The 24,132-nt window shown below is 37.8% G+C and carries 28 protein-coding genes and 1 riboswitch; of the genes, 20 read left to right on the forward strand and 8 right to left on the reverse strand.

The window, feature by feature from the left end; genetic code table 11:
• Positions 1–10: 10 nt before the first annotated feature.
• Together IEV41_RS03705 and IEV41_RS03710 are read right to left on the reverse strand one after the other, a co-directional pair.
• Positions 11–394, reverse strand: coding sequence for a VOC family protein (locus IEV41_RS03705; protein ID WP_188387089.1), 384 nt, complete (start codon positions 392–394; stop codon positions 11–13).
• A gap of 157 nt (positions 395–551) precedes the next feature.
• Positions 552–1,019: a hypothetical protein gene (locus IEV41_RS03710; RefSeq protein ID WP_188387090.1), complete on the reverse strand. Its 468-nt coding sequence runs from the start codon at positions 1,017–1,019 to the stop codon at positions 552–554.
• 201 nt (positions 1,020–1,220) lie between these two features.
• On the opposite strand from IEV41_RS03710, the gene gabT reads away from it, so the two are divergent.
• Complete coding sequence (gene gabT / locus IEV41_RS03715) at positions 1,221–2,564, forward strand: 4-aminobutyrate--2-oxoglutarate transaminase (protein ID WP_188387091.1); 1,344 nt, start codon at positions 1,221–1,223, stop codon at positions 2,562–2,564.
• 44 nt (positions 2,565–2,608) lie between these two features.
• On the opposite strand, the gene IEV41_RS03720 is transcribed toward gabT, so the two are convergent.
• Positions 2,609–3,004, reverse strand: a complete 396-nt coding sequence (locus tag IEV41_RS03720) for a YueI family protein (RefSeq protein WP_188387092.1) — start codon at positions 3,002–3,004, stop codon at positions 2,609–2,611.
• Between the two features lie 190 nt (positions 3,005–3,194).
• Between IEV41_RS03720 and IEV41_RS03725 the strand changes: the two genes are divergently transcribed.
• On the forward strand, positions 3,195–4,316 hold the full coding sequence (locus IEV41_RS03725; protein WP_229722135.1) for a histidine kinase N-terminal domain-containing protein: 1,122 nt from the start codon (positions 3,195–3,197) through the stop codon (positions 4,314–4,316).
• A 152-nt stretch (positions 4,317–4,468) separates the two neighbouring features.
• Here IEV41_RS03725 and IEV41_RS03730 read toward each other — a convergent pair whose 3' ends face one another.
• Positions 4,469–5,056, reverse strand: a complete 588-nt coding sequence (locus IEV41_RS03730; protein ID WP_188387093.1) for a DUF4397 domain-containing protein — start codon at positions 5,054–5,056, stop codon at positions 4,469–4,471.
• Between the two features lie 99 nt (positions 5,057–5,155).
• A riboswitch (purine riboswitch) is annotated at positions 5,156–5,257 on the forward strand.
• Between the two features lie 41 nt (positions 5,258–5,298).
• On the opposite strand from IEV41_RS03730, the gene ade reads away from it, so the two are divergent.
• From ade to IEV41_RS03750, 4 genes are all read left to right on the forward strand, one after another.
• Positions 5,299–7,047, forward strand: a complete 1,749-nt coding sequence (gene ade, locus IEV41_RS03735) for an adenine deaminase (protein ID WP_188387094.1) — start codon at positions 5,299–5,301, stop codon at positions 7,045–7,047.
• Between the two features lie 235 nt (positions 7,048–7,282).
• Positions 7,283–8,878, forward strand: a complete 1,596-nt coding sequence (locus IEV41_RS03740) for a peptide chain release factor 3 (protein WP_188387095.1) — start codon at positions 7,283–7,285, stop codon at positions 8,876–8,878.
• Positions 8,879–8,971: 93 nt separating this feature from the next.
• The gene (locus IEV41_RS03745; protein ID WP_188387096.1) at positions 8,972–9,139 is read left to right on the forward strand and encodes a DUF4083 domain-containing protein; all 168 of its coding nucleotides are present in this window, start codon (positions 8,972–8,974) and stop codon (positions 9,137–9,139) included.
• Between the two features lie 169 nt (positions 9,140–9,308).
• The gene (locus IEV41_RS03750) at positions 9,309–9,449 is read left to right on the forward strand and encodes a YjcZ family sporulation protein (RefSeq protein ID WP_188387097.1); all 141 of its coding nucleotides are present in this window, start codon (positions 9,309–9,311) and stop codon (positions 9,447–9,449) included.
• A gap of 79 nt (positions 9,450–9,528) precedes the next feature.
• Here IEV41_RS03750 and IEV41_RS03755 read toward each other — a convergent pair whose 3' ends face one another.
• Complete coding sequence (locus IEV41_RS03755; protein WP_188387098.1) at positions 9,529–10,026, reverse strand: VanZ family protein; 498 nt, start codon at positions 10,024–10,026, stop codon at positions 9,529–9,531.
• Positions 10,027–10,232: 206 nt separating this feature from the next.
• Here IEV41_RS03755 and IEV41_RS03760 point away from each other — a divergent pair, with 206 nt between their 5' ends.
• From IEV41_RS03760 to IEV41_RS03780, 5 genes are all read left to right on the forward strand, one after another.
• Positions 10,233–10,436, forward strand: coding sequence for a helix-turn-helix transcriptional regulator (locus tag IEV41_RS03760; RefSeq protein ID WP_188387099.1), 204 nt, complete (start codon positions 10,233–10,235; stop codon positions 10,434–10,436).
• A gap of 6 nt (positions 10,437–10,442) precedes the next feature.
• Positions 10,443–10,862 (forward strand): hypothetical protein, encoded by a 420-nt coding sequence (locus IEV41_RS03765; protein WP_188387100.1) that lies wholly within the window; start codon positions 10,443–10,445, stop codon positions 10,860–10,862.
• A 696-nt stretch (positions 10,863–11,558) separates the two neighbouring features.
• Positions 11,559–12,473, forward strand: coding sequence for a DUF2268 domain-containing putative Zn-dependent protease (locus IEV41_RS03770; protein ID WP_188387101.1), 915 nt, complete (start codon positions 11,559–11,561; stop codon positions 12,471–12,473).
• A 20-nt stretch (positions 12,474–12,493) separates the two neighbouring features.
• On the forward strand, positions 12,494–12,997 hold the full coding sequence (locus IEV41_RS03775) for a hypothetical protein (protein WP_229722136.1): 504 nt from the start codon (positions 12,494–12,496) through the stop codon (positions 12,995–12,997).
• Between the two features lie 106 nt (positions 12,998–13,103).
• Complete coding sequence (locus IEV41_RS03780; RefSeq protein WP_188387102.1) at positions 13,104–13,631, forward strand: hypothetical protein; 528 nt, start codon at positions 13,104–13,106, stop codon at positions 13,629–13,631.
• Positions 13,632–13,744: 113 nt separating this feature from the next.
• Here IEV41_RS03780 and IEV41_RS03785 read toward each other — a convergent pair whose 3' ends face one another.
• A complete protein-coding gene (locus IEV41_RS03785; RefSeq protein ID WP_188387103.1) occupies positions 13,745–13,948 on the reverse strand; it encodes a YbdD/YjiX family protein in 204 nt (67 codons plus the stop codon).
• A complete protein-coding gene (locus tag IEV41_RS03790) occupies positions 13,941–16,016 on the reverse strand; it encodes a carbon starvation CstA family protein (protein WP_188387104.1) in 2,076 nt (691 codons plus the stop codon). Before IEV41_RS03790 ends, IEV41_RS03785 begins: the two co-directional genes overlap by 8 nt.
• A 188-nt stretch (positions 16,017–16,204) precedes the next feature.
• Here IEV41_RS03790 and IEV41_RS03795 point away from each other — a divergent pair, with 188 nt between their 5' ends.
• The gene (locus tag IEV41_RS03795) at positions 16,205–16,387 is read left to right on the forward strand and encodes a hypothetical protein (protein WP_188387105.1); all 183 of its coding nucleotides are present in this window, start codon (positions 16,205–16,207) and stop codon (positions 16,385–16,387) included.
• A gap of 142 nt (positions 16,388–16,529) precedes the next feature.
• Here the strand turns inward: IEV41_RS03795 and IEV41_RS03800 are convergent, their stop codons facing one another.
• Positions 16,530–17,078, reverse strand: coding sequence for a flavodoxin family protein (locus IEV41_RS03800; RefSeq protein WP_188387106.1), 549 nt, complete (start codon positions 17,076–17,078; stop codon positions 16,530–16,532).
• A gap of 240 nt (positions 17,079–17,318) precedes the next feature.
• Between IEV41_RS03800 and IEV41_RS03805 the strand changes: the two genes are divergently transcribed.
• From IEV41_RS03805 to IEV41_RS03840, 8 genes are all read left to right on the forward strand, one after another.
• Entirely contained in the window at positions 17,319–18,590 is a 1,272-nt protein-coding gene (locus tag IEV41_RS03805) for an aspartate aminotransferase family protein (protein WP_188387107.1), read from the forward strand.
• Positions 18,577–19,266, forward strand: coding sequence for a CoA transferase subunit A (locus tag IEV41_RS03810; RefSeq protein WP_229722137.1), 690 nt, complete (start codon positions 18,577–18,579; stop codon positions 19,264–19,266). The genes IEV41_RS03805 and IEV41_RS03810 overlap by 14 nt, the downstream gene beginning before the upstream one ends.
• Entirely contained in the window at positions 19,245–19,913 is a 669-nt protein-coding gene (locus tag IEV41_RS03815) for a 3-oxoacid CoA-transferase subunit B (protein ID WP_188387109.1), read from the forward strand. The genes IEV41_RS03810 and IEV41_RS03815 overlap by 22 nt, the downstream gene beginning before the upstream one ends.
• Before the next feature lie 7 nt (positions 19,914–19,920).
• Positions 19,921–21,192 (forward strand): peptidase, encoded by a 1,272-nt coding sequence (locus IEV41_RS03820; RefSeq protein WP_188387110.1) that lies wholly within the window; start codon positions 19,921–19,923, stop codon positions 21,190–21,192.
• Positions 21,182–22,033: a putative beta-lysine N-acetyltransferase gene (gene ablB, locus IEV41_RS03825; RefSeq protein ID WP_373284197.1), complete on the forward strand. Its 852-nt coding sequence runs from the start codon at positions 21,182–21,184 to the stop codon at positions 22,031–22,033. Before IEV41_RS03820 ends, ablB begins: the two co-directional genes overlap by 11 nt.
• Before the next feature lie 83 nt (positions 22,034–22,116).
• Positions 22,117–23,529, forward strand: coding sequence for a lysine 2,3-aminomutase (gene kamA, locus IEV41_RS03830; RefSeq protein WP_188387111.1), 1,413 nt, complete (start codon positions 22,117–22,119; stop codon positions 23,527–23,529).
• The gene (locus IEV41_RS03835) at positions 23,526–23,810 is read left to right on the forward strand and encodes a YokU family protein (RefSeq protein ID WP_188387112.1); all 285 of its coding nucleotides are present in this window, start codon (positions 23,526–23,528) and stop codon (positions 23,808–23,810) included. The genes kamA and IEV41_RS03835 overlap by 4 nt, the downstream gene beginning before the upstream one ends.
• A 92-nt stretch (positions 23,811–23,902) precedes the next feature.
• Positions 23,903–24,118, forward strand: coding sequence for a YozE family protein (locus IEV41_RS03840; RefSeq protein WP_188387113.1), 216 nt, complete (start codon positions 23,903–23,905; stop codon positions 24,116–24,118).
• Positions 24,119–24,132: the final 14 nt, after the last annotated feature.

Consider the following 24,132-nt stretch of genomic DNA (forward strand, 5'->3'; position numbering starts at 1 on the left):
TTAGATATCATTATTTACTTTTTTCCATCACAGCGAAGTAGTTTTTTTCGTTGTCGGCAAAGTTAAATACTCGACCGCCTGGCATGTTCATAACTTCTCCAACTGTTACTTGTTTATTTACTAAATTGTTATGTAATGCATCGAGGTTTTCCGTGAAGAACATTAAAGAAGGTGTACCAAGGTTGACACCAGGGCTTAACTTCGCAATGAGTTCTTTATCGTGAAGTATAATGCTCGTCTCTGCTTCTTTTTTCGGGGCAATTTCAATCCATCTCATTCCGTGCTCATTCGTTTCATCCGCAATGATAGTAAATCCAACTTTCTCTACCCAAAAATTTGCTACTTCTTCTTGGTTATTTACATACACCATGATTTGACCAACTTTGTTAATCATTTTGTTGCCTCCTTTATATTTTTTTAATACATATGAATCCTACTTTCTAAAGTATAGTATATGTTGATGGAATAGCAATAGAATGAATGTTAAATAGGTGATAGAAAGGTATCTAATTACCAAGAACGAAGACAGCTCATAATTAGAGCTGCCTTTTTTATAACCCAAGTATATTCATGAAAATACCTCTTCGTTTTGGTTTCTTCATTTCTTGTAGCCTCACTGATTCCTGTTGTTCTGTGAGTTGCGATTCTAGACTTTCTAGTCGTGCCCCCATTTCTGCAACAAGAGAGCGTAATTCTTCGATTTCTTTACGATGGTGTAATAGTTGATAGTTCACACCTTCGTCAGCTTTATGGGATAGTTTTCGCTCGTTCTCATCCGTTCGTTTCGTTAAGGAGTGTAATTGGTGTTGCAACGATTGAATTAATTCTGGTGGAATGGAAGGAGTGGAAGTTTTCTTTCGTGTTGTAGAAATGTAATTCTTAATTGCTATTATATCTTCATCCGAAAAGATATAATGACCTAATTCATTCTTTTGAATGCTATTTTCTTTCGCATATTTATGAACTATTTTACTCTTTACGCATAACTTTTCCGCCACATCATTCGTTTTATATACCATCTTTTTTCCTCCTCAATCGGTGTTTGTATTTACTTGTTTCGCTATTTATTTTGCATTCCCTCCCTATGTGACAAAAGAAGAACTATCTCGTCAAAGAAAGCTAAATTTCCTATCGGGTGCAAAAATAATGTAAAAATGTGCTAAAAATACATGGATAGTTATCGTTCTTCATATATATATTAATGAAGGGAGTGGACAAAGATGCAAAAGAGTAAAAAGTATATACGAGTGGGAAACATTCCAGGGGAGAAATCATTACACTTACTTGAAGAGCGGAATAAATACGTGTCAAAAGGCGTTGGGAACAATACACCAATCTTTGTGAAGCGAGCGCATGGGGCGTTAGTAGAAGATGTGGACGGGAATATGTTCTTAGATTTTGCGGGTGCGATCGGTTCACTAAATGTTGGACATACCCCAGAGAGTGTTGTTACAGCTATTACGGAACAAGCACAAGCGTATATCCATCCATGTTTTCACGTTGCGATGTATGAACCGTACGTTCAACTTGCGAAGGTACTTGTAGAGTTGACACCGGGAAAGATGGAGAAGAAGGCAATGTTATTAAATAGTGGTGCAGAGGCAGTTGAGAACGCTGTTAAAATAGCGAGGAAATATACAGGAAAGCATGGAATTGTTTCTTTCTCACGTGGCTTTCATGGCCGGACATTGCTAGCAATGAGTTTGACTAGTAAAGTGAAACCATATAAATATAAGATGGGACCATTTGCACCGGCGGTATACAAAGCGCAATATCCATATATGATTGAGAAGCCAGAGAGTTTAACGGATGAGGAATACGTAGAGTATTGTTTGCATCAATTTCACCAATTTTTCTTAACGGAAGTATCTCCTGAAGAAGTGGCAGCGGTCGTCATGGAGCCAGTTCAAGGAGAGGGCGGGTTTATTATTCCACCGAAAGAGTTTGTGCAAGGAGTATATGAATTTTGCAAGAAGAACGATATATTGTTTATCGCAGACGAAATACAAACAGGCTTCGGTCGAACGGGTTATTTATTTGCGAGTGAGCATTTCGAGATTGAGCCAGATATCATGACGTTATCAAAGTCACTAGCAGCTGGTTTTCCGATTAGTGCGGTTGTTGCGCGAAAAGAAATAATGGATGCGGTCACACCAGGCGAAGCAGGTGGCACGTACGGAGGAAGTCCAATCGGGTGCGCTGCAGCATTAGCAACAATTCAGAAAGTAATCAAGGACGACTTGCCGATGAGAGCGAGAGAAATAGGCAAGAAGATTGTTATGCACTTCCGTCATGTACAAAAGAACGTTAATATTATCGCGGATGTACGAGGATTAGGTGCGATGTGTGCGATTGAATTTCGCGATCCGTTAACAAATCAACCATTAAAAGAGTTTGTTTCAACGTATACGAAAGCCTGTTACGAAGCAGGAGTAATTGTTTTAAGCGCAGGCATCCATAGTAACGTCGTTCGTTTCTTAATGCCACTTGTTATTACGGATGAAGAGCTAGAAGAAGGGTTGGAAGTAATGACGGATGTATTGAAGCAATTATTTCACGGATGATAAGAAGAAGGTTGTGAGCCAATGCTTACAACCTTCTTCTTTTATTATGATTGTTTTGCTTGCTTAAATGTATCGTCTTCTACGAAAATGTTTTCTTTATTTATTGCAACATCATGTGTTAATACTAATCCCATTGGATTTTTACTGTCGCTATCTTGGACAAGAGAGAAGGGGATGTTATGTTGGTTTGCCAGTTTGATGTATTTAGATAAGTAAGAGTAAGCGATATTTCCATTTAATAATAATTTTGTGTTCTTCGCTTGTTTCATCGCACTTTCTATTTCTTTGTACGTCGTACTTTTCATTACTTGCCCATTTGTTAAGGCGATTTCGATACGCTCACGAATCGTACCTAGAAAGACTTTTCGTTCCGCGCCTTTAATTTCAGGAGTTCCATATATGCCATTATTTAAATAGTCGTCAACAGTATTTTTTTTCATTGGTAAACCTACTTTCTTTATATCAAAATAACTTATTATCCTTCTATATTATACAAAAAGACATACAAATAACATATAATATGTGCAACTTCATGGGAAATCTTCATTTTTTCACTAAAAATATGGAAATTTTGGATAAAATACTTAACTAAACACAAGAAGTATGTTAATATTCAGAATATAATACTGTATGATGGGAGGGATATGTATCGTTACATTGATAGAACATAAAATATGTGATTACCTCATTGAGCATAATATGTATCTGTTAGAGGAATGGAAGCGGAATAGTATCTTTTCAGAAGACGATCCATTCAGAGATGAATTTATGCGAAATGGTGAAGCAGTGTTTGCTTTCTTATTAGCTTATATTAGAGAAGAGGTAAGCTTAAGTTCTATCGAAGAGATGGCGTACAAAATTGCGAAAGAACGGGCAAATGCTGATTCGAATATAGGTAATTTTGTGTATAATGCAAACATTGGTCGAACAGCACTTTTTAAGCGGCTATATGACTTTAATATGACGATCGTAGACCTACAGCCTGTCATCAATAAAATAAATATGTGCTTCGATCAATTTATCTATTTCGTAGTTGGTCAGTACTCAGAAATGATGAGTAAAAACTTAGAGGAAAAGAATAAATTTATTGACGAAACGCATAAAGAGCGATTAACGATTTTGGGACAAATGTCTGCGAGTTTTGTTCATGAATTTCGTAATCCGTTAACATCTGTGATGGGTTTTATTAAGCTTTTGAAGGCGGATCATCCAGATACACCGTACTTAGATATTATTTCACATGAATTGCAACAATTGAATTTCCGTATTTCGCAGTTTTTATTAGTGTCGAAGAAAGATTTATCCATTGAGAAGGAAGAGTTTGATTTAAATGAACTTATACATACTATTATCGAATTCCTTTATCCGACATTACTTAATACAAATGTAATTATTTCTTATGACTTTCCGAAGCAAATCACGGTGAATGGAACAAGAAGTGAACTTCGTCAAGTTATATTGAATATTTTATTAAATTCAATTGATGCGTTAGAGGTTAATAAGTATAATAAACGTATTTACATAGACATGAATGAAACAGACAAAGAAGTCGGTATTACGATTAAAAACAATGGACCGGTAATACCACGAGATAAGATTGAAACGATTTTTGAACCATTTGTCACAACAAAAACATACGGTACTGGAATCGGATTGTTCGTATGTAAACAAATTGTTCAAAAACATAACGGACATATTACGTGTACATCAAGTGATGATTGCACAAGTTTTACCATTACGTTACGAAAGTGAAGAGAAACGACAATAAGAAATCGAGTATAAAATCGTATACTTTTATACTCGATTTCTTATTGTGAGAAAAGAGAATGAGCTGATAACTAACACAGCATACTGAAAAAACGAGTTACCACATCGCTATATTAATCGATGTGGTAACTCATTTTTTATATATGTGGGATAAGTAATACCTCGGCCAATGAATGCCCTTCTGCTGAATCAAGTAAATAAATTGTGTATGATTGATCCGCTGTAAATGCCGCTCTTACAATTGATAAGAGGACGTTACGTGTCCCGGTTGGTCGAACTTCCAGATTTACTTTCATTGGGACGATTGCCATGTACGTACTTATTTCGTTCATCGAGATTGAGTGAAATAAGACATCACCTCCTGTAACAGCTACATCAATCGTTCCTAAATGGTGGGAGAGGTTCATTACGCGGAATTTTGTTTCCCCGCGAGGAACTTCCATATCATCAATTGTCGGAACAAATTGTAGCTCGGAACGATTCTTTGTGATGGCGATGGTATAAGAATGTCCATCGATGATCGGAATAACCGCAGAATAAAGTAGTTTGTCTGTATCATCAGTTTGATACGCATCAATTCGGTATTGTCCTTCTGTCAAAGGAATATATTCACTTACTTTTGTATGCGATAAGCATTCGTTTAGCAGAGCACCGTTTACATATATATTAACGAAAGGGATGGTAGGTGCAGCGTGAAAAAAACGGATAGATGTTTGAGTAGACATAGTAATCCTCCTTATGTATGTAGTCTATATATATGCACGTTTGAAAAAGAAAAGAGATAACACTTGCCAGAATAGTGATAAAAATGTACAATCTTTAGAAATATATAGAATTATAATACTCGTATAATTTTGGAGATATGGTCCATGAGTTTCTACGAAGCTACCGTAAATGGCTTTGCTACGAGAGTGTGTAATACTGACATTCTCGTCCTTTATTTTGTAGATAATAGGAGAGATAACCAATGAGAAAATTATTTGTACAAAACATTCAAATTGCGAATAAAAAAGAGAAAGCAGATCTTGTTATAAAAAATGCAAACATCGTGAATGTCTTTTCACATGAAATAACAGAAGGTGATATTGCTATCGCTAACGGAAAAATCGTTGGAATAGGTGAATACGAGGGAAAAGAAGAATATGACGTACAAGGAAAATACGTCTGTCCAGGGTTTATTGATGCGCACGTTCACATCGAGTCCTCGATGATTGTTCCAAGTGAATTTGCGAAAGTTGTTCTTCCTCACGGTGTAACAACAGTGATTACAGACCCACATGAGATTGCGAATGTATGCGGAGTAGAGGGCATTCAGTTCATGATTGATGCGTCAGAAGGGATTCCGTTAGATGTATTTATTATGCTTCCTTCGTGCGTACCAGCAACGGAGTTTGAAAATGCAGGTGCGACAATACTTGCAGAAGATTTGGCCCCTCTTTTTGCGCATCCACGTGTGTTAGGATTAGCAGAAGTAATGGATTTTCCCGCAGTATTACATACAAAAGAAGAAATGATGAACAAGTTATTGTTAGCGCATGAGCACGGTGGGATGATTGATGGTCATGCAGCAGGACTAACAGTGGAAGAGTTAAATGTATACCGCACAGCAGGGATTCGAACAGACCATGAGTGTGTAACGGCAGAAGAGTTAGTAGAACGCGTACGCCGTGGTATGCATGTAATTGTACGTGAAGGTTCTGTCGCAAAGAATTTAGATGCCTTATTGCAAGGTGTGAACGAACGTAATGCACGTTATTGTATGTTCGGTACAGACGATAAGCATTTAGATGACTTATATGAAGACGGAAGTATTAATTATCATGTGCGTGAAACGATTAAGTATGGCTTACATCCAATTACAGCAATTCAGATGGCAACGATTAATGCTGCGGAATGCTACGGACTAAAGGGTAAAGGAGCTATAGCGCCAGGGTTCGACGCGGATTTATTAATTTTAGATGATCTAGAAAGCGTCTCTATCTCAAAAGTATATAAGAGCGGTATGTGTGTAGCTGAGAGTGGTAACATAGCCATAAACATAGAGAATACACATATGAATGAATCTATTATGAATACGGTTCATGTACACGACATAAGCAAAGAGCAGTTACAAATTCGAATGAATGATACGAATGAAGCGCACGTTATCGGAATTATCCCAAACAATTTAGTAACAGAGCATCTTGTGGAACAAGTAGAGGTAGAAAACGGCTATTTCATACCATCTTTAGAGAAAGATCAACTCAAGATGGCAGTTGTGGAGCGTCATAAGCTCACAGGTAATATTGGTCTAGGGATTGTTAAAGGTCTTAATATGAGAAGTGGTGCAATTGCCGCAACTGTTGCACACGATTCGCATAATATTGTTGTCGCAGGTACAAATGATAATGATATGTTAGTAGCTATTCAAGCAATGAAGAACATACAAGGTGGAATTGTAGTCGTGAATAACGGGGAGCTTCTAGCGGTAAGTAGCTTGCCAATTGGTGGTTTAATGTCAACGAAGACAAGCAAAGAAGTATACGAAGAGATTATGAAGTTGAATAAAGCGCTACAAACAATTCGACAGGATGACAGCTTTAATGCATTCCTAACGTTATCCTTCTTATCGCTCCCTGTTATTCCTAAGTTGAAGCTAACAGACAAAGGGTTATTTAATGTTGAAACATTTAATCATATTAATGTGGCATGTAAAGAAGCCGCAGTGATGAACTGAAAATAGTAAAATGTCGATGCGTTATGATACGTATCGACGTTTTTTTGCTGTATGAGAGTGAAAGTTGTTTCTTCTTCGAACATTTTCGAGTAAAATAGAAAAGATGTCGAGAAATGGGAGGATTCTCTCTCGTTAGTGGGATTACATGAAGATACTTACATATATATCATTGTACAAGCAAGAATAAATACTAGTACATACTTGTTCTTGTGATGTAGAAAGGAATTTTAAATACATGGAAAATAAAAAGTTATTAGAAGAAATTTCAAAGCGCCGCATCTTCGGTATTATCTCTCACCCTGATGCTGGTAAAACAACGTTAACAGAGAAATTATTATTACACGGCGGAGCGATTCGTGAAGCTGGTACAGTTAAAGCACAAAAGAATTCAAAGTTTGCGAAATCAGACTGGATGGAAATTGAGAAGCAACGTGGTATCTCGGTTACATCATCTGTTATGCAGTTCGAGTATGACGGGAAAGTAGTTTCAATCATGGATACACCTGGTCACAACGACTTCGGTGAAGATACGTATCGTGTATTAACATCGGTTGATAGTGCAGTGATGGTAATCGATGCTGCAAAAGGTATCGAGCCACAGACGAAGAAACTATTCCAAGTATGTCGCTTACGTGGTATCCCGATCTTTACATTCATCAATAAGTTAGACCGTCAAGCGAAAGATCCGCTTGAGCTAATGGAAGAGTTAGAAGAAGTATTAGGTATGCCATCAGTAGCTGTTACGTGGCCAATCGGTAGCGGAATGCAATTTGAAGGTGTGTATGATCGCTTAGCAAGCGAAGTACATTTATTCCGTAAAGATGAAGTTGTTCAACTTGGCGAAGATGGTGTACAAGGTAGCGAATTAGAAGGTTACCTCGAAGAAGCGAACTTAACTAACTTACGTGATGAAGTCGACCTTCTTGAAGGTGCGGGTAACGAGTTTGATCTTGAATTAATTCAACAAGGAGAATTAACACCAGTATTCTTCGGAACAGCATTAGCTGATTTCGGGATTACACCGTTCTTAAATCATTTCCTTGATATGTCTCCTACACCAGGAAACCGTAAGACAACGACAGGAGAAGTAAGCCCAACAGATTCAACATTCAGTGGCTTCATCTTCAAAATCCAAGCGAACATGAACCCTGCACACCGTGACCGTATCGCATTCTTACGTGTATGTTCTGGTACATTCGAACGTGGTATGAACGTGACGCTTACGAGAACAGGGAAATCAATTAAGTTAAGCCAATCAACACAGTTAATGGCGAACGACCGTGAGACAGTGAACGAAGCATTTGCTGGTGATGTTATCGGTATTTATGATTCTGGTACTTACCAAATTGGAGATACACTAGTAGGTGGCAAACAGAAACTATTCTTCGAGCCACTACCAACGTTCCCACCAGAGTTATTCTTAAAAGTAAGCCCGATTAACTCAATGAAGTCAAAGCACTTCCATAAAGGTGTCGAACAGCTTGCGCAAGAAGGTGCAATCCAAGTATACAAAAATGAGTTTAACGACGTTATTCTTGGGGCAGTAGGTCGACTACAGTTCGAAGTATTCGAATATCGCTTAAAGAACGAATACAACTCAGAAGTACGTATGGAGTCAATCGATTATACACTTGCACGTTGGGTAAAAACAGACGACCCGAAATCATTGAAGAAATATCAAGGATTACGAAATATGCTTGTATTTGATAATTATGAGCGTCCATTATTCTTATTCGCAAATGAATTTACATTAAGCCGCTTCCAAGAAAATAACCCAGAGTTAGAGCTTGTAGAAGCATTAGATGTGAACAATGAAATTAGCGTAGAATAGATCAAAGAGCTTGAGGAACTATCCAATGTGATAGGGAATCAAGCTTTTCTTGCGTTATATGTGGTATAATTTGTATAAAAAGGTGGAGATATATTGAATACTGGTTTGAATATTGGCGATGTTGTTTTTCAATTAATAGCGTTTTTAATACCTATTACGTGTATCGGACTCATCGTTTACTTTATCAAATCTTCAAAGAAACGGGCGAAACAACTACAGAGAATAGAAGAAAAGGTAAACAAGTTATCAGAGAAGCAATAAGTAAGAAAGTCTAGGTGTGATATCCTAGACTTTTTTATGTGACAAAATAAATGTGGTAAATGCGGAAAAAATTTTTCCCAAAACTGGGCGTATGCACATACAACACCACACTTGTCCCTCATATTGTGTAATTGTAGAAGAAACTCATGAATGTTAAGGAGTGAATGGGATGAGTTATGGATATGGAGCATGCTGTCCATCATATGGATATGGTTATGGAGCAGGAAGAGGAGGGTATGGCTGCGGGTTTGCGTTAATCGTTGTGTTATTCATTTTATTAATTATCATCGGAGCTTCTTGGATCTACTAAGCAACTTACGTAAGAGCGTCATATCATCATGAACCGATTATCAAAGCGATAATCGGTTTTTTTGATGAATATGTATATGTCAGCGATTTAACGTATGTGCTCTTTGCTTTTTATTACGTATCATTCGTTGTACAAATCGAAGGGAGATGTAACCGAGTAATCCACCAAGAGTATTGAGGATTAAGTCGTCTACATCGAAGCTACCGAGGATAAGGATGTATTGCAATACTTCGTATATAAGGCTAAGTAAGAATGTAGCAATCATAATTTTTGTAGCACAAAGCATTTTCTTAAACAGTACAGGAAGTAAAAATCCAAACGGCATAAACCCAATAATGTTACCAACAATATTTTCAAATGAGATGTAGGTAGGTAAATTGTCTCGAAATAAATAACTATGAATAGTACGGAAAGGCACGAAGTTCGTACTTCCAGAGTTAATACCAGCTTGTTTTAATTCATTAAAACGTGAGATTACGTCAAAAATAGATACATATTTAAGCAGAACGAGCTTTGTAAGTATTAATAAATAGATTCCTAGTGCTATTGGTGGTCCAATTTTGTATAGTTGTTTCAATGAATAAGTCCTCCTAATATAGAATCTTACTTATTTTATCATAGATAGAATGGGAGAAAATAAATATTTTTTACAAATATAACCTTGTTTATAGGGTTTTTGTAAAATTGAAAGCAAGTATCTATTACAAAATGCAAATGATTGTTTACATTTTGTTGGATATCATTTACAATGGTTTTAATTGGAAGGAGGTTAAAAGAATCCCAATGCTAGGAAATAGAGTTAGGGAATTGCGAGCACGGTTTCGGTGGACACAACAAGATTTAGCTGATGCAATTGGAGTGACAAGGCAAACAATTGGTTTAATTGAAAAAGGTGATTATTCACCATCTGTCACAATGGCACTAAAGATAGCTGCAGCATTTCAAGTTACAGTAGAGGACGCTTTCTATTTACAAGGGGAGGAATGAATAAAGATGATACAACGTATTTTGAGATCGCCGCTGGTAGGCGCAGGATTTTTAGTCTTTTTCTTATTTTCATTTAACGAAGAAAAGATGCCACGGGAATTTGTTTTTGGATTTTTAGCAGTAGTAGCTATTGTTGAGCTAGTTCTTGCGTGGATACATAATCGTAAAAGTCCTAATGATAAGATTGAAGGATCGTGGTTTATTCCGCTTGAATTGAATGAAGTAGATGAAGGGCAACAATGGATAACGTATAAAGCTTGCCGTAATGTTTATGTTTATTACAGTTGGGCACTTCCGATGGGAGCTGTAATGTGTTTTTATATAGCTGATAATCCTTTTGCGTTGTTAGTCTGTTTCGGCATAATAGGTGTGGGGCAGTATATTGTATATTGGTTAACGACTTCACGAATCTTACATCGTATTTAAATTTAAAAAAGTAAGGATTTCAATACAATGAGAGTAGTAGGTCGCTTGAATATAGATTACATAAAAAAGATCTGTAGGTTTAGTTTCTTCCTACAGATCTTTTTGTTTATTATAAATAACTCCTGTACAGTTACTTGTCTCTATGTTGTTTGAAAAAAGATAGTAATGCTAAAGCTAAAAAAGATATAGATATTACTTCTGTGAAATGCTTATATTCATTCGTTATATAGTGATTAATAATGAACGCTATAAAGGCGATGCTTATGTAATATAAAATATGTACGAATCTCTGCTTTCGTATGTTAAGTATATGGAGTGAGAATTGATAGCCAACACTACAAGTATCCTCATTAATAAACTTATTAGAAACTCAATCACACACTTCAACCCCTTCTAAAATGGAAAATAACGAAATAGGTTCATATTCAGGGGATTTTTCAACTAGAAAAGGAATGGTAAAAAACATTGTTCCAATTCTATTCGTATAAAAGAAAAAAGCTAGTTACCTTTTTTTCTTACCTTCCTGTCGTATCCTCCTTTCGTTTAGCATTTATGTTAAGGTACAGTATTATCTTCGATGAACATTCTTATAATCCTATCTCCTTACATTTTTTGGTTAGTATCTTGACTCTTACGCAACGTCATCGTTTAACATGTAGGCGAAGGAAGTAACTATGTAAAGGAGAGGGAGAAAAAATGAAGATACACATAGAAGATACAATAAGTCAGTATATGCAATTATTAAAATTAGCAGAGGAAGACAGAGGGAATTATTTTCGTTATACGATGATGAAGCCTTTTGAAGAGATGTGGAGTACGATTAATGTTCCACTAAAAGCAAAACAAAAAAATGGATACGATGTAGTGATGGCAACTAGTATGTTAGGGTATTTAGACGTGAGCGAAAGCAAGGAGTTAGAGCGTGTAGTAACTCATTTAAAAGATATCGATGCACAGAGAATTGCTGAAGGGACGTTGCAGCATTGTATACGCGTTGCAAGTAATGCGAATCTACATGTCAAAGCAGAAGTGTTAAAGCTGGGCATGTATATCGCGGATGCACAAAAGTTAGAGCATGTGAATGGATATTGTGGTTTCGGTGGCATCCCTGGCTATGTGATGATTGCAATTAATCCAAACCATTATAATATCCCCCGTATTCCAGCACTTATCGCACATGAATTTCATCATAATATTCGCTTCTCTTACTTTGAGTGGGATCACGGTAACGTTACATTAGGAGACTATTTGGTTATCGAAGGACTTGCTGAGTCGTTTGCAACAGCGTTGTACGGAGAGGAATTACTAGGTCCATGGGTAAGCTCAATTGATGAGGAAGAATTGGAATATTCTATTGAAGTCATTGGAGATGCACTTCAGGTAAAGGGATTTGCAGAGGTGAGTGCGTATATGTTTGGTGATGATATGGCAAGAAAGGAAGGATACGCACTAGTAGGATTATCGATCGGAGCCGGGTATGCAGTAGGATATCACGTTGTCCAATCTTTTATGAAGAAAAATAGCGTATCGATTGAAGAAGCAACGCTAATAAGTACAGAGGAGATTCTACGTGGGAGCGGAGTGTTTACGTGCTACAATGAACTAAAATAGTTTGTTAGGTAGGTAATTATGTGAAAAAAAGATTTGAAAATCAAAATCGTATGTTAGAAAGTTTCGGACATGAATTTCTTGTTGCCTGTCCTACATGTAAGGCCCAAGCTAAGGTGTATTCATTAGGAGAATATTCACCGTATCAGACAGGGATTATAAGAAGGTTTAGTTGTCTCCATTGTGGCTTAAGCAAAGAATATGTGCCAAAACGAAATCACTATAATCAATCGATTGTTTCATACAGCGATACATGGGTTGACGGATCGATTAATATTGGAGGAGCATACGATTGGTTCTTCGGTTATCCGTTGTATTTACAAACTTCTTGTTGTGGGAATATATTGTGGGCCTATAACTTTGAACATTTACTCTATATAAAGAGATACGTAGAGGCGGAATTGAGAGGGAATTATCCGTATTATTTGAGTATGGAAAGTCGGTTCCCATTATGGATGAAATCTGCGAAGAACAGGGCAGCGGTATTGAAAGCCATTGATAAATTAGAAGGTAAAGCAAGGGAATAGCGATAGGGTGCTATTCTCTTTTTGTGTACCGCTTTTTAGACATAATTAGAGTTGATTTGCAGAAAAATGAATATTTTGTTAGAATTTTCCGTAAGGAGGGAGAATAATGAGAACATATGTAAAAGTATTTACTGTGACTACGGCTATTTGGGTAATTATTGATATTGTTACGAATGGATTGAATTCGCTTTCAGTAGAGATGAGTGTAGAGATAGCAAAGGATTCGATCCTATCGGGGCTTATTATGACAGTGCTTATATGCCCTGTATACAATTATTTACGGAAGCTTCCAGGTAACAGTGTTCCTATTTCGAACAGCATGACAATAGAGTTGCCTTATTCGGATGCATTTGCGGTATGTGTTGAATCATTACAGATAGTTGGGAAACACAAAGTAATGAAGCAAGATAAAGAGCAAGGGATTATTCAAGTGAAAAGAGAGTCATCTTTTTTTGCGCCAAGCGAAGAGCTTACATATACCATTCAAGCGGTTCATTCAAATCAGACGTCTATTGTCATTGAAAGCAAGTCTTTCGTTGACGAGCAGACAGAGTATTTCCGCAAAAATAAAGAGAATGTACATAATGTAGTTACTTATATTAGTGGGCTGCAACGTAATCGTTCTGTGATGTAAATACAAGATAGATATATATAACAATTGAGGTCGGAAGTCTATCTAAATAGGTTAATTATTGTAAAGGAGGATCATCTAATTAGATGATCCTCCTTTACTTATTTTACAAAGACTTAGCAACAACGTGAAACCTTCCCACCTTTTGCGTTATAACGTTCTTCTTGTGCTTCACAAAAAAATTGTTTTCGAGATTTAATTTCTTCATTTGGATGATGCTTTTTCATATGTGTGACATATGTCTCGTAGGAGGGAACACCAACTAATAAACTAATAAAAGGTCGAAAGTTTTTTGAAACAGTTGCGATGAACTTACGCATGGAAACTTTCTCCTTCTTGCGGTCGTGCGACATACGGTGCTTCTTGTAATGGTAGCTTTTCGTTCTTTAGAACTTTAATCCATACGCGAAGGGCGGAGATGAAGACTGCAATTACAACGAGCATAAAGAAAGCACAGATTGTTGCATTTACGTAATCATTCATAATAATTTGCTTCATTTGCGCAACATCTTTCGCTGGTGCGAGAAGTTTTCCTTCATCAAGTGCTTTTTGGAATGTATCCGCATGTGATAAGAAACCAATCTTAGGATTTGAATGGAATAGCTTTTGGTACCCAGCTGTCATCGTGACAATTAATATCCATGTAGTAGGGAGTAGTGTAACCCATGTGTACGCTTTTTTCCCCATTTTGAATAAGATTGTCGTACCAAGTAATAAGGCAATTCCAGCTAACATTTGGTTAGCGATACCGAATAACGGCCACAGTGTATTAATACCACCTAATGGGTCGACAACACCTTGGTATAAGAAATATCCCCACGCTAATACGCAAAGTGTCGTTGCGATTAAGTTTGCTGGAAGGAAATCTGTGCGTCCAAGCGGTTTGTAGACACGTCCTAATAAATCTTGAATCAAGAATCTCCCTACACGTGTACCTGCGTCGATAGTTGTTAAAATAAACAACGCTTCGAATAGAATGGCGAAGTGGTACCAGAATGCCATCATTGTTTTTCCACCAAATACGTCGGATAAAATAACAGCCATACCAATTGCGAGAGTAGGAGCCCCGCCTGTTCGTGAGACAACGGTTTCTTCACCAACATCTTTTGCCATTTGTGTTAAGTCATCTGGCGTAACCGTGAATCCCCAAGAAGAAATAGTTTGTGCTACTTGGCTGACGTCTGTACCGATAGCCGCAGCTGGACTATTGATTGCGAAGTATACACCAGGTGTTAAAATACATGCAGCAATTAATGCCATTACCGCTACAAATGATTCTGTTAACATAGCGCCGTAAGCAATTGGACGAGCGTGACTCTCTCTCTCCATCATCTTTGGTGTTGTACCAGATGAAATTAAGGCATGGAATCCAGAAACAGCACCACAGGCGATTTGAATGAATAAGAACGGGAATAAGTTACCTGAGAATACAGGGCCTGTCCCATCGACAAACTTCGTTACAGCTTCCATTTGTAAGTCAGGTGCTACAACAACAATTCCGACTGCAAGTGCGATAATTGTACCAATCTTTAAGAAGGTACTTAAATAATCACGTGGTGCAAGTAAGAACCATACAGGGAGCACAGAAGCAACAAACCCATAAATAATCATCATAATTGCAATTGCTTTTCCGTCAAATGTGAATATTGGTGCTAACGTTGCGCTTTGAGAAATATATTGACCACCGATAATGGAAGCAACAAGAAGTACGACACCGATAAGTGATCCTTCTCCAACTCGTCCAGGTCGTATATAGCGCATGTATACACCCATGAAAATTGCAATAGGAATCGTCGCCGCAATGGTGAACATTCCCCACGGGCTTCCAACTAATGCTTTTACAACTACTAAGCCAAGTACAGCAAGTAGAATCATCATAATACCGATAATTCCAACAATCGCAATTGTTCCTGTAATTGGTCCAATCTCGTCTTTGATCATCTCACCAAGTGATTTTCCTTTACGGCGAGTAGAAGCGAATAAAATAACAAAGTCTTGTACAGCTCCAGCTAATACAACCCCGACAACAATCCAAATAACACCGGGTAAGTAACCCATCTGTGCAGCTAAGATTGGTCCAACAAGTGGGCCCGCACCAGCAATTGCCGCAAAGTGATGACCAAATAGTACCCATTTGTTCGTCGGTACATAGTCTTTGCCATCATTCATTAATTCGGCAGGAGTCATTCGATTATCATCTAATTCAAATACTTTCCTCGCAATAAATCGGCTATAAAAACGATACCCAACCGCATATGTACAAAGAGCAGCTACTAATAACCAAATCGCGTTAATTGTTTCACCGCGGTTCAATGCTAGAACACCAAAACCAAATGCACCAGCAGCAGAAATTAAGCCCCATAGAAAAATAGATTTCAACTGTTTCATTTTCTTTCTCCTTTCCAGTATCTTGAAGATATTATATAAATATTCTGAAAATTAAGTCAACAATAAAGTTTTCGAATAAGAGAAGGGATTTTTGGAAGAGAGGTAGAAGGAGATATACTTTTCTGAAGAATAACTATTTTTATGGTATAATGGGATAAAGAGGAAAATACATAGATGGAGGCTGACGTATGAATAAAGCATTGATTCTTTTTTTCATTTTTGTTATTTTTAATACCGTTCGCTATTTACTGTACATCGTAGAAGGTAGCCAGTCTCTTTATTATACCGGGATGTTTCTTATTCATTTAATTGCGATTATGGCAATCATTATGCACTTCTATTCAAATAAGAAGACAGAACATACAAGTTGAGTTAGTTAGCGAATGGAAGAGTGCTTTCAAGAGAAGATGAACAAGTAGTAGGTACTTTCTCTTTCTTCTCAATACCAACTAATATAAAACAAGACCTTTCTATTCATTTGCTTAATTGTGATGAATAGAAAGGTCTTTTCTTTTATTTTAGTGACTTTAACCGTTGATTGATCAAGTTAGCTTGAGCTAATGCTTGCTGATCTTGTAAAATATCACCTGGTCGATTCCCTTCACCTAAAATATAAGTGGAAAAGCGTATGTGTAAGAAATCGAAAATATAGTGGAATTGTTGGATAAGTGGCAGCCCTTTTATCGTTGGTTTATCTCCACCGACAGCTATTACAATGGCTTCTACGGATTGTAAGTATTCTTTTAACTGTGGAAATCGTGTGTCTCGTATTGCATGGCTTAATCGATCAATCATATTTTTCATGATGCCGGACATGCTGTACCAATAGATTGGTGTAGAGAAGATGAGGAGATCACTTTCTAAGAAGGCTTTGATGACTGTATCATAATCATCGTTTACGACTTGAAAACCGTCTTTATCATGGCGTAAATCGTGAATCGGTTGAATGAACAAGTCTCTTACATGAATTTTCTGATGATCAATATCTTTCGTGACGAAGTCTGCTAGTAGTTCACTGTTACTATCTTTTCTAGAGCTACCTATGAAAGTAGTAATCTTCATTGGTTTCATTCCTTTCTATACTGTTGTGTATATTAACATTTACTCCAGAGAAAGGAGAATATTCCGATTAAATGTATCGATAAAATCTGTTTATAGCTATATACGAACTTTTTATCTAGAAGAAATAGAGAATTTTTTATTTTTGTCATAACTAGCAAGATTTATGCCCATGCTTCATATAGTAATAAGGACGTGAAGGACAATTATGAAAACGCATACATTTTTAGCGAGGGGATAAAGATGGAGAGAGAATATTTAATTAAGCCATTTTTGACGAAGCAATATACGGAGATTTCACATGGGAAAGGTATTTATTTGTATGACAAGAGTGGAAAAGAGTATATTGATGGATCATCAGGAGCAGTGACGGTTAATATTGGGCATGGTGTGGAGGAAGTAGTAACTGCGATGAAGGAACAAGCGGAGAAAGTGGCGTTTGTTTATCGCTCTCAATTTACGAATGATAGTGCGGAGCAATTAGCGGAGAAAATTGCGAGCATGACACCAGGAGATTTAAACTGGACGTTCTTTGTGAATAGTGGATCGGAAGCGACAGAAACAGCGATGAAAGTTGCGATTCAATATTGGCAAGAGAAAGGAATGGGTTCTAAGCAGAAGATTATTTCAAGATGGATGAGCTATCACGGGATTACGATGGGAGCTTTATCTATGTCTGGGCATCCATTGCGTCGTAAGCGTTTCGTATCATTGCTAGAAGATTACCCAATTGTTTCTCCACCACGTGGGATAGAACATGCAGAAGAACTAGAAGTAGCAATTCAGCAAATTGGTGCAGAGCAAGTTGCAGCATTCATCGCAGAACCGATTGTTGGGGCAGCTGGAGGCGCATTGACACCACCAGACGGTTATTACGAACGTATCCGTGAGATTTGCGATAAATACAATATTTTATTCATCGCAGATGAAGTGATGACGGGTATAGGGAGAACAGGAAAAATGTTTGCGATGGAGCATTGGGGTATTGTACCTGATATTATAGCGCTTGGAAAAGGTTTATCGTCTGGCTATACACCAATTGCGGCAACGGTCGTAAGTGATCGTGTGATGGCTCCGATTATACAAGGATCAAAGCTTATTATGAGTGGTCATACATTTAGTGCAAATCCATTAAGTTCTGCGGTAGCATTAGCTGTTCTTCGCTATATGGAAACAAATGATGTGGTTGCACAAGCGAAGAAAAATGGAGAGTACCTATTGAATTGTTTAGAGAAAATAAAAGAAAAGTATGCGTTCATTGAAGAAATCCGTGGGAAAGGAATGTTACTTGGCATTGAGTTTTCGCCTACTATCTTAAATACAAACATCATAGATGTAGCCTTTGAGCATGGTTTACTTCTTTATCCAGCGGTTGGCGGGATATATGGTAAGGACGAGAATTGTTGTTTAGTAGCCCCTCCGTTAACAATTACTCGTGGTGAAATAGACGAATTAGCACGGAGGTTGGAGCGATCGTTCGCTTCATATGAGAGGAGGATGGATGGTGCGGAGTAAAGTCGTTTCTATTGAGCAAGCACTTTCAGTTATTAAAGACGGCACGAAGTTAATGGTAGGGGGGTTTGGAGGAGTTGGCTCCCCACCAAGTCTTATTGAAGGAATTATGAACAAGGGTGTAAAAGATTTAACAATTATATGTAATGATGCTGGCTTTCCGCATATAGGCATTGGCAAAGTTGTCAGCAACAGACAAGTAAGTCATTTAATTACATCGCATATCGGTTCTAATCCTGTTGCTGGACGACTCATGCATGAAGGAGAGTTGGAGGTAGAATTTTGCCCACAAGGAACACTGGCTGAGCGTATTCGAGCAGGTGGGGTTGGCCTTGGTGGTGTGTTGTCTGATATCGGTATTGATAGTGTAATAGATAAGGATAAACAAAAGGTAGAGGTGAGCGGAAAAACATATATGGTAGAACCAGCAATTACTGCGGATGTTGCGATTGTCTATGCGAAGAAAGCAGATACATTAGGAAACGTCATTTATGACAAGAGTGCGCGCAACATGAATCCATTAATGGCAATGGCTGGAACGACGACGGTTGTTGAAGTAGAGGAAATTGTTGAGGTAAGTGCCTTATCACCAGAAGAAATTGTGACACCGGGTATTTTCGTAAAGTATGTCGTGCAATCAAAAGGAGTGGATTGGAAGTGGGTATGGGAGAATCAGTAAGAGATATGCTCGCAAGAAGAGCGGCACAAGAAATTAAAGATGGTATGATTGTGAACTTGGGCATTGGTATTCCGTCTCTTGTTCCAAATTACTTATCACCAGATGTCCACGTTATGTTTCATGCAGAGAATGGTGTGCTTGGGATGGGTCCTACTCCACAACTGGGAGAAGAAGATGCGAATTTGTGTAATGCGGCAGGATATCCAGTTACGGTGACAGAAGGCGCTTCTTATTGTGATAGTAGTATTGCTTTTGGCATGATTCGTCGTGGATTAATTGATATCACGATATTAGGAGCGTTGCAAGTGAGCGAAAAGGGTGATTTGGCAAATTGGATTGTACCAAATAAACGTGTTCCTGGGATTGGCGGAGCAATGGATTTAGCGCAAAAATCCAAGAAAGTAATTGTCGTAATGAATCATGTAGATAAATACGGGAATCCAAAAGTGTTGAAAGAATGTTCCTTACCACTAACATCGCAAGCTTGTGTGGATATGATTATTACAGAAATGGCAGTGATGGCTGTAAGAGATGAGGGCTTAGTAGTAGAAGAGATTATGCCTCCCTATACACTTGATGATGTTCTTCGATGTACAGATGCGACTGTGCACATAACACCTCACCTACAAGAAAGCGAAAAGGAGTGAACGTTTCTTGAGAGAATACAAAGAGCGAGTATTGTATCATCTGAAACGTAATCAACAAGAAGGAATTAAGTTATTAAAGCAACTTATCCGTGAAAAAAGTATTCAAGAATACGAGAATAAATCACAAGCAATTGTCGCAGAGAAATTGCGCTTATTAGGACTGAAAGTAGATATATGGGAACCGAATATTAAAGAGTTAGAGAAGCATGCGTACTTTTTATCTGCTAGAAAAAATTTTGACGGGAGCCCAAATGTCGTTGGTACGTTAAAAGGGGTTGGTGGTGGCAAGTCACTTATTTTAAACGGACATATTGACGTTGTTCCTGAAGGTGATGAAGCACAATGGGAATTTGATCCGTATAGTGCGAAAATAGTGAACAAACGCTTATATGGTAGAGGAACGAGTGACATGAAAGGCGGCAATGTCTGCATGTTGATGGCGTTAGAGGCAATCATCGATTCTGGTATTCAGCTAAAGGGGGACGTGTATTTTCAAAGTGTCATAGAAGAAGAAAGTGGTGGTGCTGGTACATTAGCGACCATTTTACGAGGGTACACGGCAGATGCAGTGCTTATCCCTGAACCGACGAGCATGAAGATTTTCCCGAAACAACAAGGCTCTGTTTGGTTTCGTATGACCATTCATGGTAAGTCGGCACATGGTGGGACACGTTACGAAGGAGTTAACGCTATTGAATTAAGTATGAGAGTGGTCGCTCATATTCAAGAACTAGAAAAAGTGCGAAATAGCCGAATAACAGATCCTCTTTATAAAGGAATTCCGATCCCAATTCCAATAAATATCGGGAAAATTAACGGTGGTACGTGGCCATCTTCTGTTGCGGACGTAGTAACGCTCGAAGGACGTATGGGTGTGGCACCAGATGAAAGCATGGAAGCGGCACGAGAAGAATTCGAGCAATGGATGGAACAGTTAAAGATAGATACAGTGTTTCAAGAATATCCACTTACGCTTGAATGGTTCGGAGCAAGGTGGCATCCTGGAACAATCGATGTAAACCATGAATTTATGCAGGCGCTTACAAATAATTATCGATATTGTTTGAAAGAGTTGCCGAAGATTGAAGCATCACCATGGGGAACGGATGGTGGCCTATTCACGCACGTCGCAAATATCCCAACGATTGTCTTTGGACCAGGAGAAACGAAAGTAGCTCATCATCCGAATGAATATATTGATATAACGAGACTCCATGAAGCATCGGAAATTATCGCCTGTACAATTCTTGATTGGTGCGGTGTTCATGATGAGTCATGAAGCATATTATGAAACTTTCATGTGGAATGAGCGCACGTTCATTGCGACAGGTGTAGTAGATTTCTTTAATAAGCGTATTCGTGTAGATAGCTATAGAGGGAATGTGGAAGCGATTATAAAGAAAGTGGAAGAAAACGCGCTACATCATAACATTGAAAAAATTATTATAAAAGCAAGAAATGAGCACATGGCTACGTTTTTAGCAAAAGCATACACAGTGGAAGCCGTGATAGATGGATACTTTTCAGGAAGTACGATGTTTTTTATGACGAAGTACCGAAAAATAGAGAGGCGCAATAGTGTATATTGGCTAGAAGGAGACGTTATTTTAGAAGAAATGAAAGAGAAAGTGACAACGCTACCGCAACTGTCTAATGACTATCACATTCGAGTAGCAACAGAGAAAGATGTGGTAAGTCTAGCGGAGTTATTCAAAGAAGTATTTCAAATTTATCCGACACCACTCTATGACTCTTCTTATATTGAGGAGGAGATGACAGACACACTTTTTTATGTGGCAGAGCACAAAGGAAAGATTGTCAGTGTTGCATCAGCAGAAATGAACCGTATAGATTGTAATGCAGAGCTTACAAATTGTGCAACAATAAATTCACATCGAAAAGCAGGATTGATGAAAATCTTGTTAAATAAATTAGAAGAAGAGTTGAGACAGCGCCATATTTATTGTGCATATACAATTGCACGGTCATTGTCATTTGGCATGAATTGTGCCTTTTATCAGCTTGGCTATACGTATACAGGGAGACTGACAAATAATTGTTATATATACGATAAGTTAGAGGATATGAACGTATGGGTCAAAAATATTAGTAATGAATAATTCACCCATTTTCTTTCCACGTCATATAACAATTACGAGAAGATAGTCATATGCCTAATTTTGCCATTTAAGGAGGATACTCTATGTTACACAATTTATATAAACCGAGCAGACATTGGAAAGATATTGAGCTTTGGAAAGACGTGACAGATGAACAATGGAACGATTGGCTTTGGCAATTAACGAATACAATTCGCACGCTAGATGATTTGAAGAAGGTTATTAACCTTACGGAAGCTGAAGAAGAAGGCGTACGTATTTCAACAAAAACCATTCCTCTTAATATTACACCCTACTATGCCTCCCTCATGAATCCAGATGACCACCGCTGCCCAATTCGAATGCAGTCTGTACCAATCGGTCAAGAAATTTACAAAACAAAATATGATCTCGAAGATCCGCTTGAAGAAGATAACGATAGTCCTTCACCTGGGTTAACACATCGTTATCCAGACCGTGTGTTATTTCTCGTGACGAATCAATGCTCGATGTATTGCCGTTATTGTACAAGAAGACGGTTCTCAGGACAAATTGGGATGGGAGTTGCGAAGAAGCAATTAGATGCAGCTATTTCGTATATACGAGAAACACCAGAAGTGCGTGACGTCTTACTTTCAGGCGGGGATGGTCTGTTAATCAACGATACAATTTTAGAATACATTTTGAAAGAATTACGAGCGATTCCGCATGTGGAAATTATTCGTATCGGTACACGAGCGCCAGTCGTATTCCCGCAGCGCGTTACAGAGAACTTATGTAATATTTTAAAAAAGTATCATCCGGTTTGGTTGAATACGCATTTCAATACATCGCTTGAAATAACAGAAGAATCGAAGCTAGCGTGTGAAATGTTAGTAAATGCGGGTGTTCCTGTTGGAAACCAAGCTGTTATTTTAGCGGGAATAAATGATAGCGTTTCAATTATGAAAAAGTTAATGCATGATTTAGTAAAAATCCGCGTACGTCCATATTATATTTACCAATGTGATTTATCAGAAGGTATTGGTCATTTCCGTGCTCCTGTTTCAAAAGGGTTAGAGATTATGGAGGGATTACGTGGACACACATCGGGGTATGCAGTGCCAACCTTTGTTGTCGATGCTCCTGGTGGTGGAGGGAAGATAACGCTCCAGCCAAATTATATGATTTCCCAAAGCGCAAGCAAAGTTGTGTTACGCAATTTTGAAGGAGTTATTACGACTTATCCAGAACCAGAGAACTATGTACCAAATACTGCCGATGCATATTTTAATGAAGTATATCAAGGTACTGCCGATAAGAAAGCTACAGTTGGGATTGCAGCATTAATGAATGAAGAGAAATTTACGCTTGTGCCAGAAGGGCTAAATCGATTAACGAGACGAAAAAACTTTGCGGAGAATCCAACACACTCTACGTTAAAAGATAAGCGTCAGCGTCGTGATGAGTTAAAAGAGAAGAAGTATCAAGCGGAGCAGTTGAAGGTTAATAATAAAAGTGTGGAGGAAAAAGGATGAGGTGTCACTGGTGTGATAGTTCACAAGTTATCGAGAAGGTAAATGTCGTCTACTGGGAACTTCCAGACGGTACACGAGCGATTGAAATTCATGAAACACCGTGTGTTACTTGTAGTGAATGTGGTATTATCTATCAAACAGAAGCAATAGTGAATGAGATTGAAACGCAATTATTATTAATTCGAACAAGTGAGTTACCGAAAGTATTGACATTTGAAGAATTAATGAAAGTACCACGCTTATTGAAACGGAATTATTTTGATTTTTCTAAGACAGACTGAAAATCGATATCCTTGTTTCGTTATTTTTCTTTACAGATGTTCAACTCATATATTATAGTACAAGGTAAAATGACAGAATTAGAGGAATGTATATGAGTAAATCATTTTATCACTTTATGATGAAACACCGTGTTCCGGGTTCGAAGAAGTTACTGGAACAGCTTGCAAATAATATGTATGACGATCACGATTTTCCGAAACAATCATATGACTATGATGAAGTAAGTAGATATTTAGAAATGAATGGATCATATTTATTAAGTATGTCCTTATTCGATGAAGCGTGGACATTATATGAAAGCGAATAGAAGGTAGGCTAATA

The sequence above is a fragment of the Priestia taiwanensis genome (assembly GCF_014638355.1).
GTDB classification, from domain to species: domain Bacteria; phylum Bacillota; class Bacilli; order Bacillales; family Bacillaceae_G; genus Priestia_D; species Priestia_D taiwanensis.

Coding starts and splice junctions, on each gene's coding strand:
- IEV41_RS03810 (WP_229722137.1), top strand. CDS start 18,577: ATGGTGCGGAGTAAAGTCGTTTCTATTGAGCAAGCACTTTCAGTTATT.
- IEV41_RS03800 (WP_188387106.1), bottom strand. CDS start 17,078: ATGAAGATTACTACTTTCATAGGTAGCTCTAGAAAAGATAGTAACAGT.
- IEV41_RS03710 (WP_188387090.1), bottom strand. CDS start 1,019: ATGGTATATAAAACGAATGATGTGGCGGAAAAGTTATGCGTAAAGAGT.
- IEV41_RS03750 (WP_188387097.1), top strand. CDS start 9,309: ATGAGTTATGGATATGGAGCATGCTGTCCATCATATGGATATGGTTAT.
- IEV41_RS03730 (WP_188387093.1), bottom strand. CDS start 5,056: ATGTCTACTCAAACATCTATCCGTTTTTTTCACGCTGCACCTACCATC.
- IEV41_RS03725 (WP_229722135.1), top strand. CDS start 3,195: ATGATGGGAGGGATATGTATCGTTACATTGATAGAACATAAAATATGT.
- IEV41_RS03720 (WP_188387092.1), bottom strand. CDS start 3,004: ATGAAAAAAAATACTGTTGACGACTATTTAAATAATGGCATATATGGA.
- IEV41_RS03705 (WP_188387089.1), bottom strand. CDS start 394: ATGATTAACAAAGTTGGTCAAATCATGGTGTATGTAAATAACCAAGAA.
- IEV41_RS03760 (WP_188387099.1), top strand. CDS start 10,233: ATGCTAGGAAATAGAGTTAGGGAATTGCGAGCACGGTTTCGGTGGACA.
- IEV41_RS03840 (WP_188387113.1), top strand. CDS start 23,903: ATGAGTAAATCATTTTATCACTTTATGATGAAACACCGTGTTCCGGGT.
- IEV41_RS03795 (WP_188387105.1), top strand. CDS start 16,205: ATGAATAAAGCATTGATTCTTTTTTTCATTTTTGTTATTTTTAATACC.
- IEV41_RS03785 (WP_188387103.1), bottom strand. CDS start 13,948: ATGCGTAAGTTCATCGCAACTGTTTCAAAAAACTTTCGACCTTTTATT.
- IEV41_RS03835 (WP_188387112.1), top strand. CDS start 23,526: ATGAGGTGTCACTGGTGTGATAGTTCACAAGTTATCGAGAAGGTAAAT.
- IEV41_RS03805 (WP_188387107.1), top strand. CDS start 17,319: ATGGAGAGAGAATATTTAATTAAGCCATTTTTGACGAAGCAATATACG.
- IEV41_RS03780 (WP_188387102.1), top strand. CDS start 13,104: ATGAGAACATATGTAAAAGTATTTACTGTGACTACGGCTATTTGGGTA.
- IEV41_RS03740 (WP_188387095.1), top strand. CDS start 7,283: ATGGAAAATAAAAAGTTATTAGAAGAAATTTCAAAGCGCCGCATCTTC.
- ablB (WP_373284197.1), top strand. CDS start 21,182: ATGAGTCATGAAGCATATTATGAAACTTTCATGTGGAATGAGCGCACG.
- IEV41_RS03790 (WP_188387104.1), bottom strand. CDS start 16,016: ATGAAACAGTTGAAATCTATTTTTCTATGGGGCTTAATTTCTGCTGCT.
- IEV41_RS03765 (WP_188387100.1), top strand. CDS start 10,443: ATGATACAACGTATTTTGAGATCGCCGCTGGTAGGCGCAGGATTTTTA.
- gabT (WP_188387091.1), top strand. CDS start 1,221: ATGCAAAAGAGTAAAAAGTATATACGAGTGGGAAACATTCCAGGGGAG.
- kamA (WP_188387111.1), top strand. CDS start 22,117: ATGTTACACAATTTATATAAACCGAGCAGACATTGGAAAGATATTGAG.
- IEV41_RS03770 (WP_188387101.1), top strand. CDS start 11,559: ATGAAGATACACATAGAAGATACAATAAGTCAGTATATGCAATTATTA.
- ade (WP_188387094.1), top strand. CDS start 5,299: ATGAGAAAATTATTTGTACAAAACATTCAAATTGCGAATAAAAAAGAG.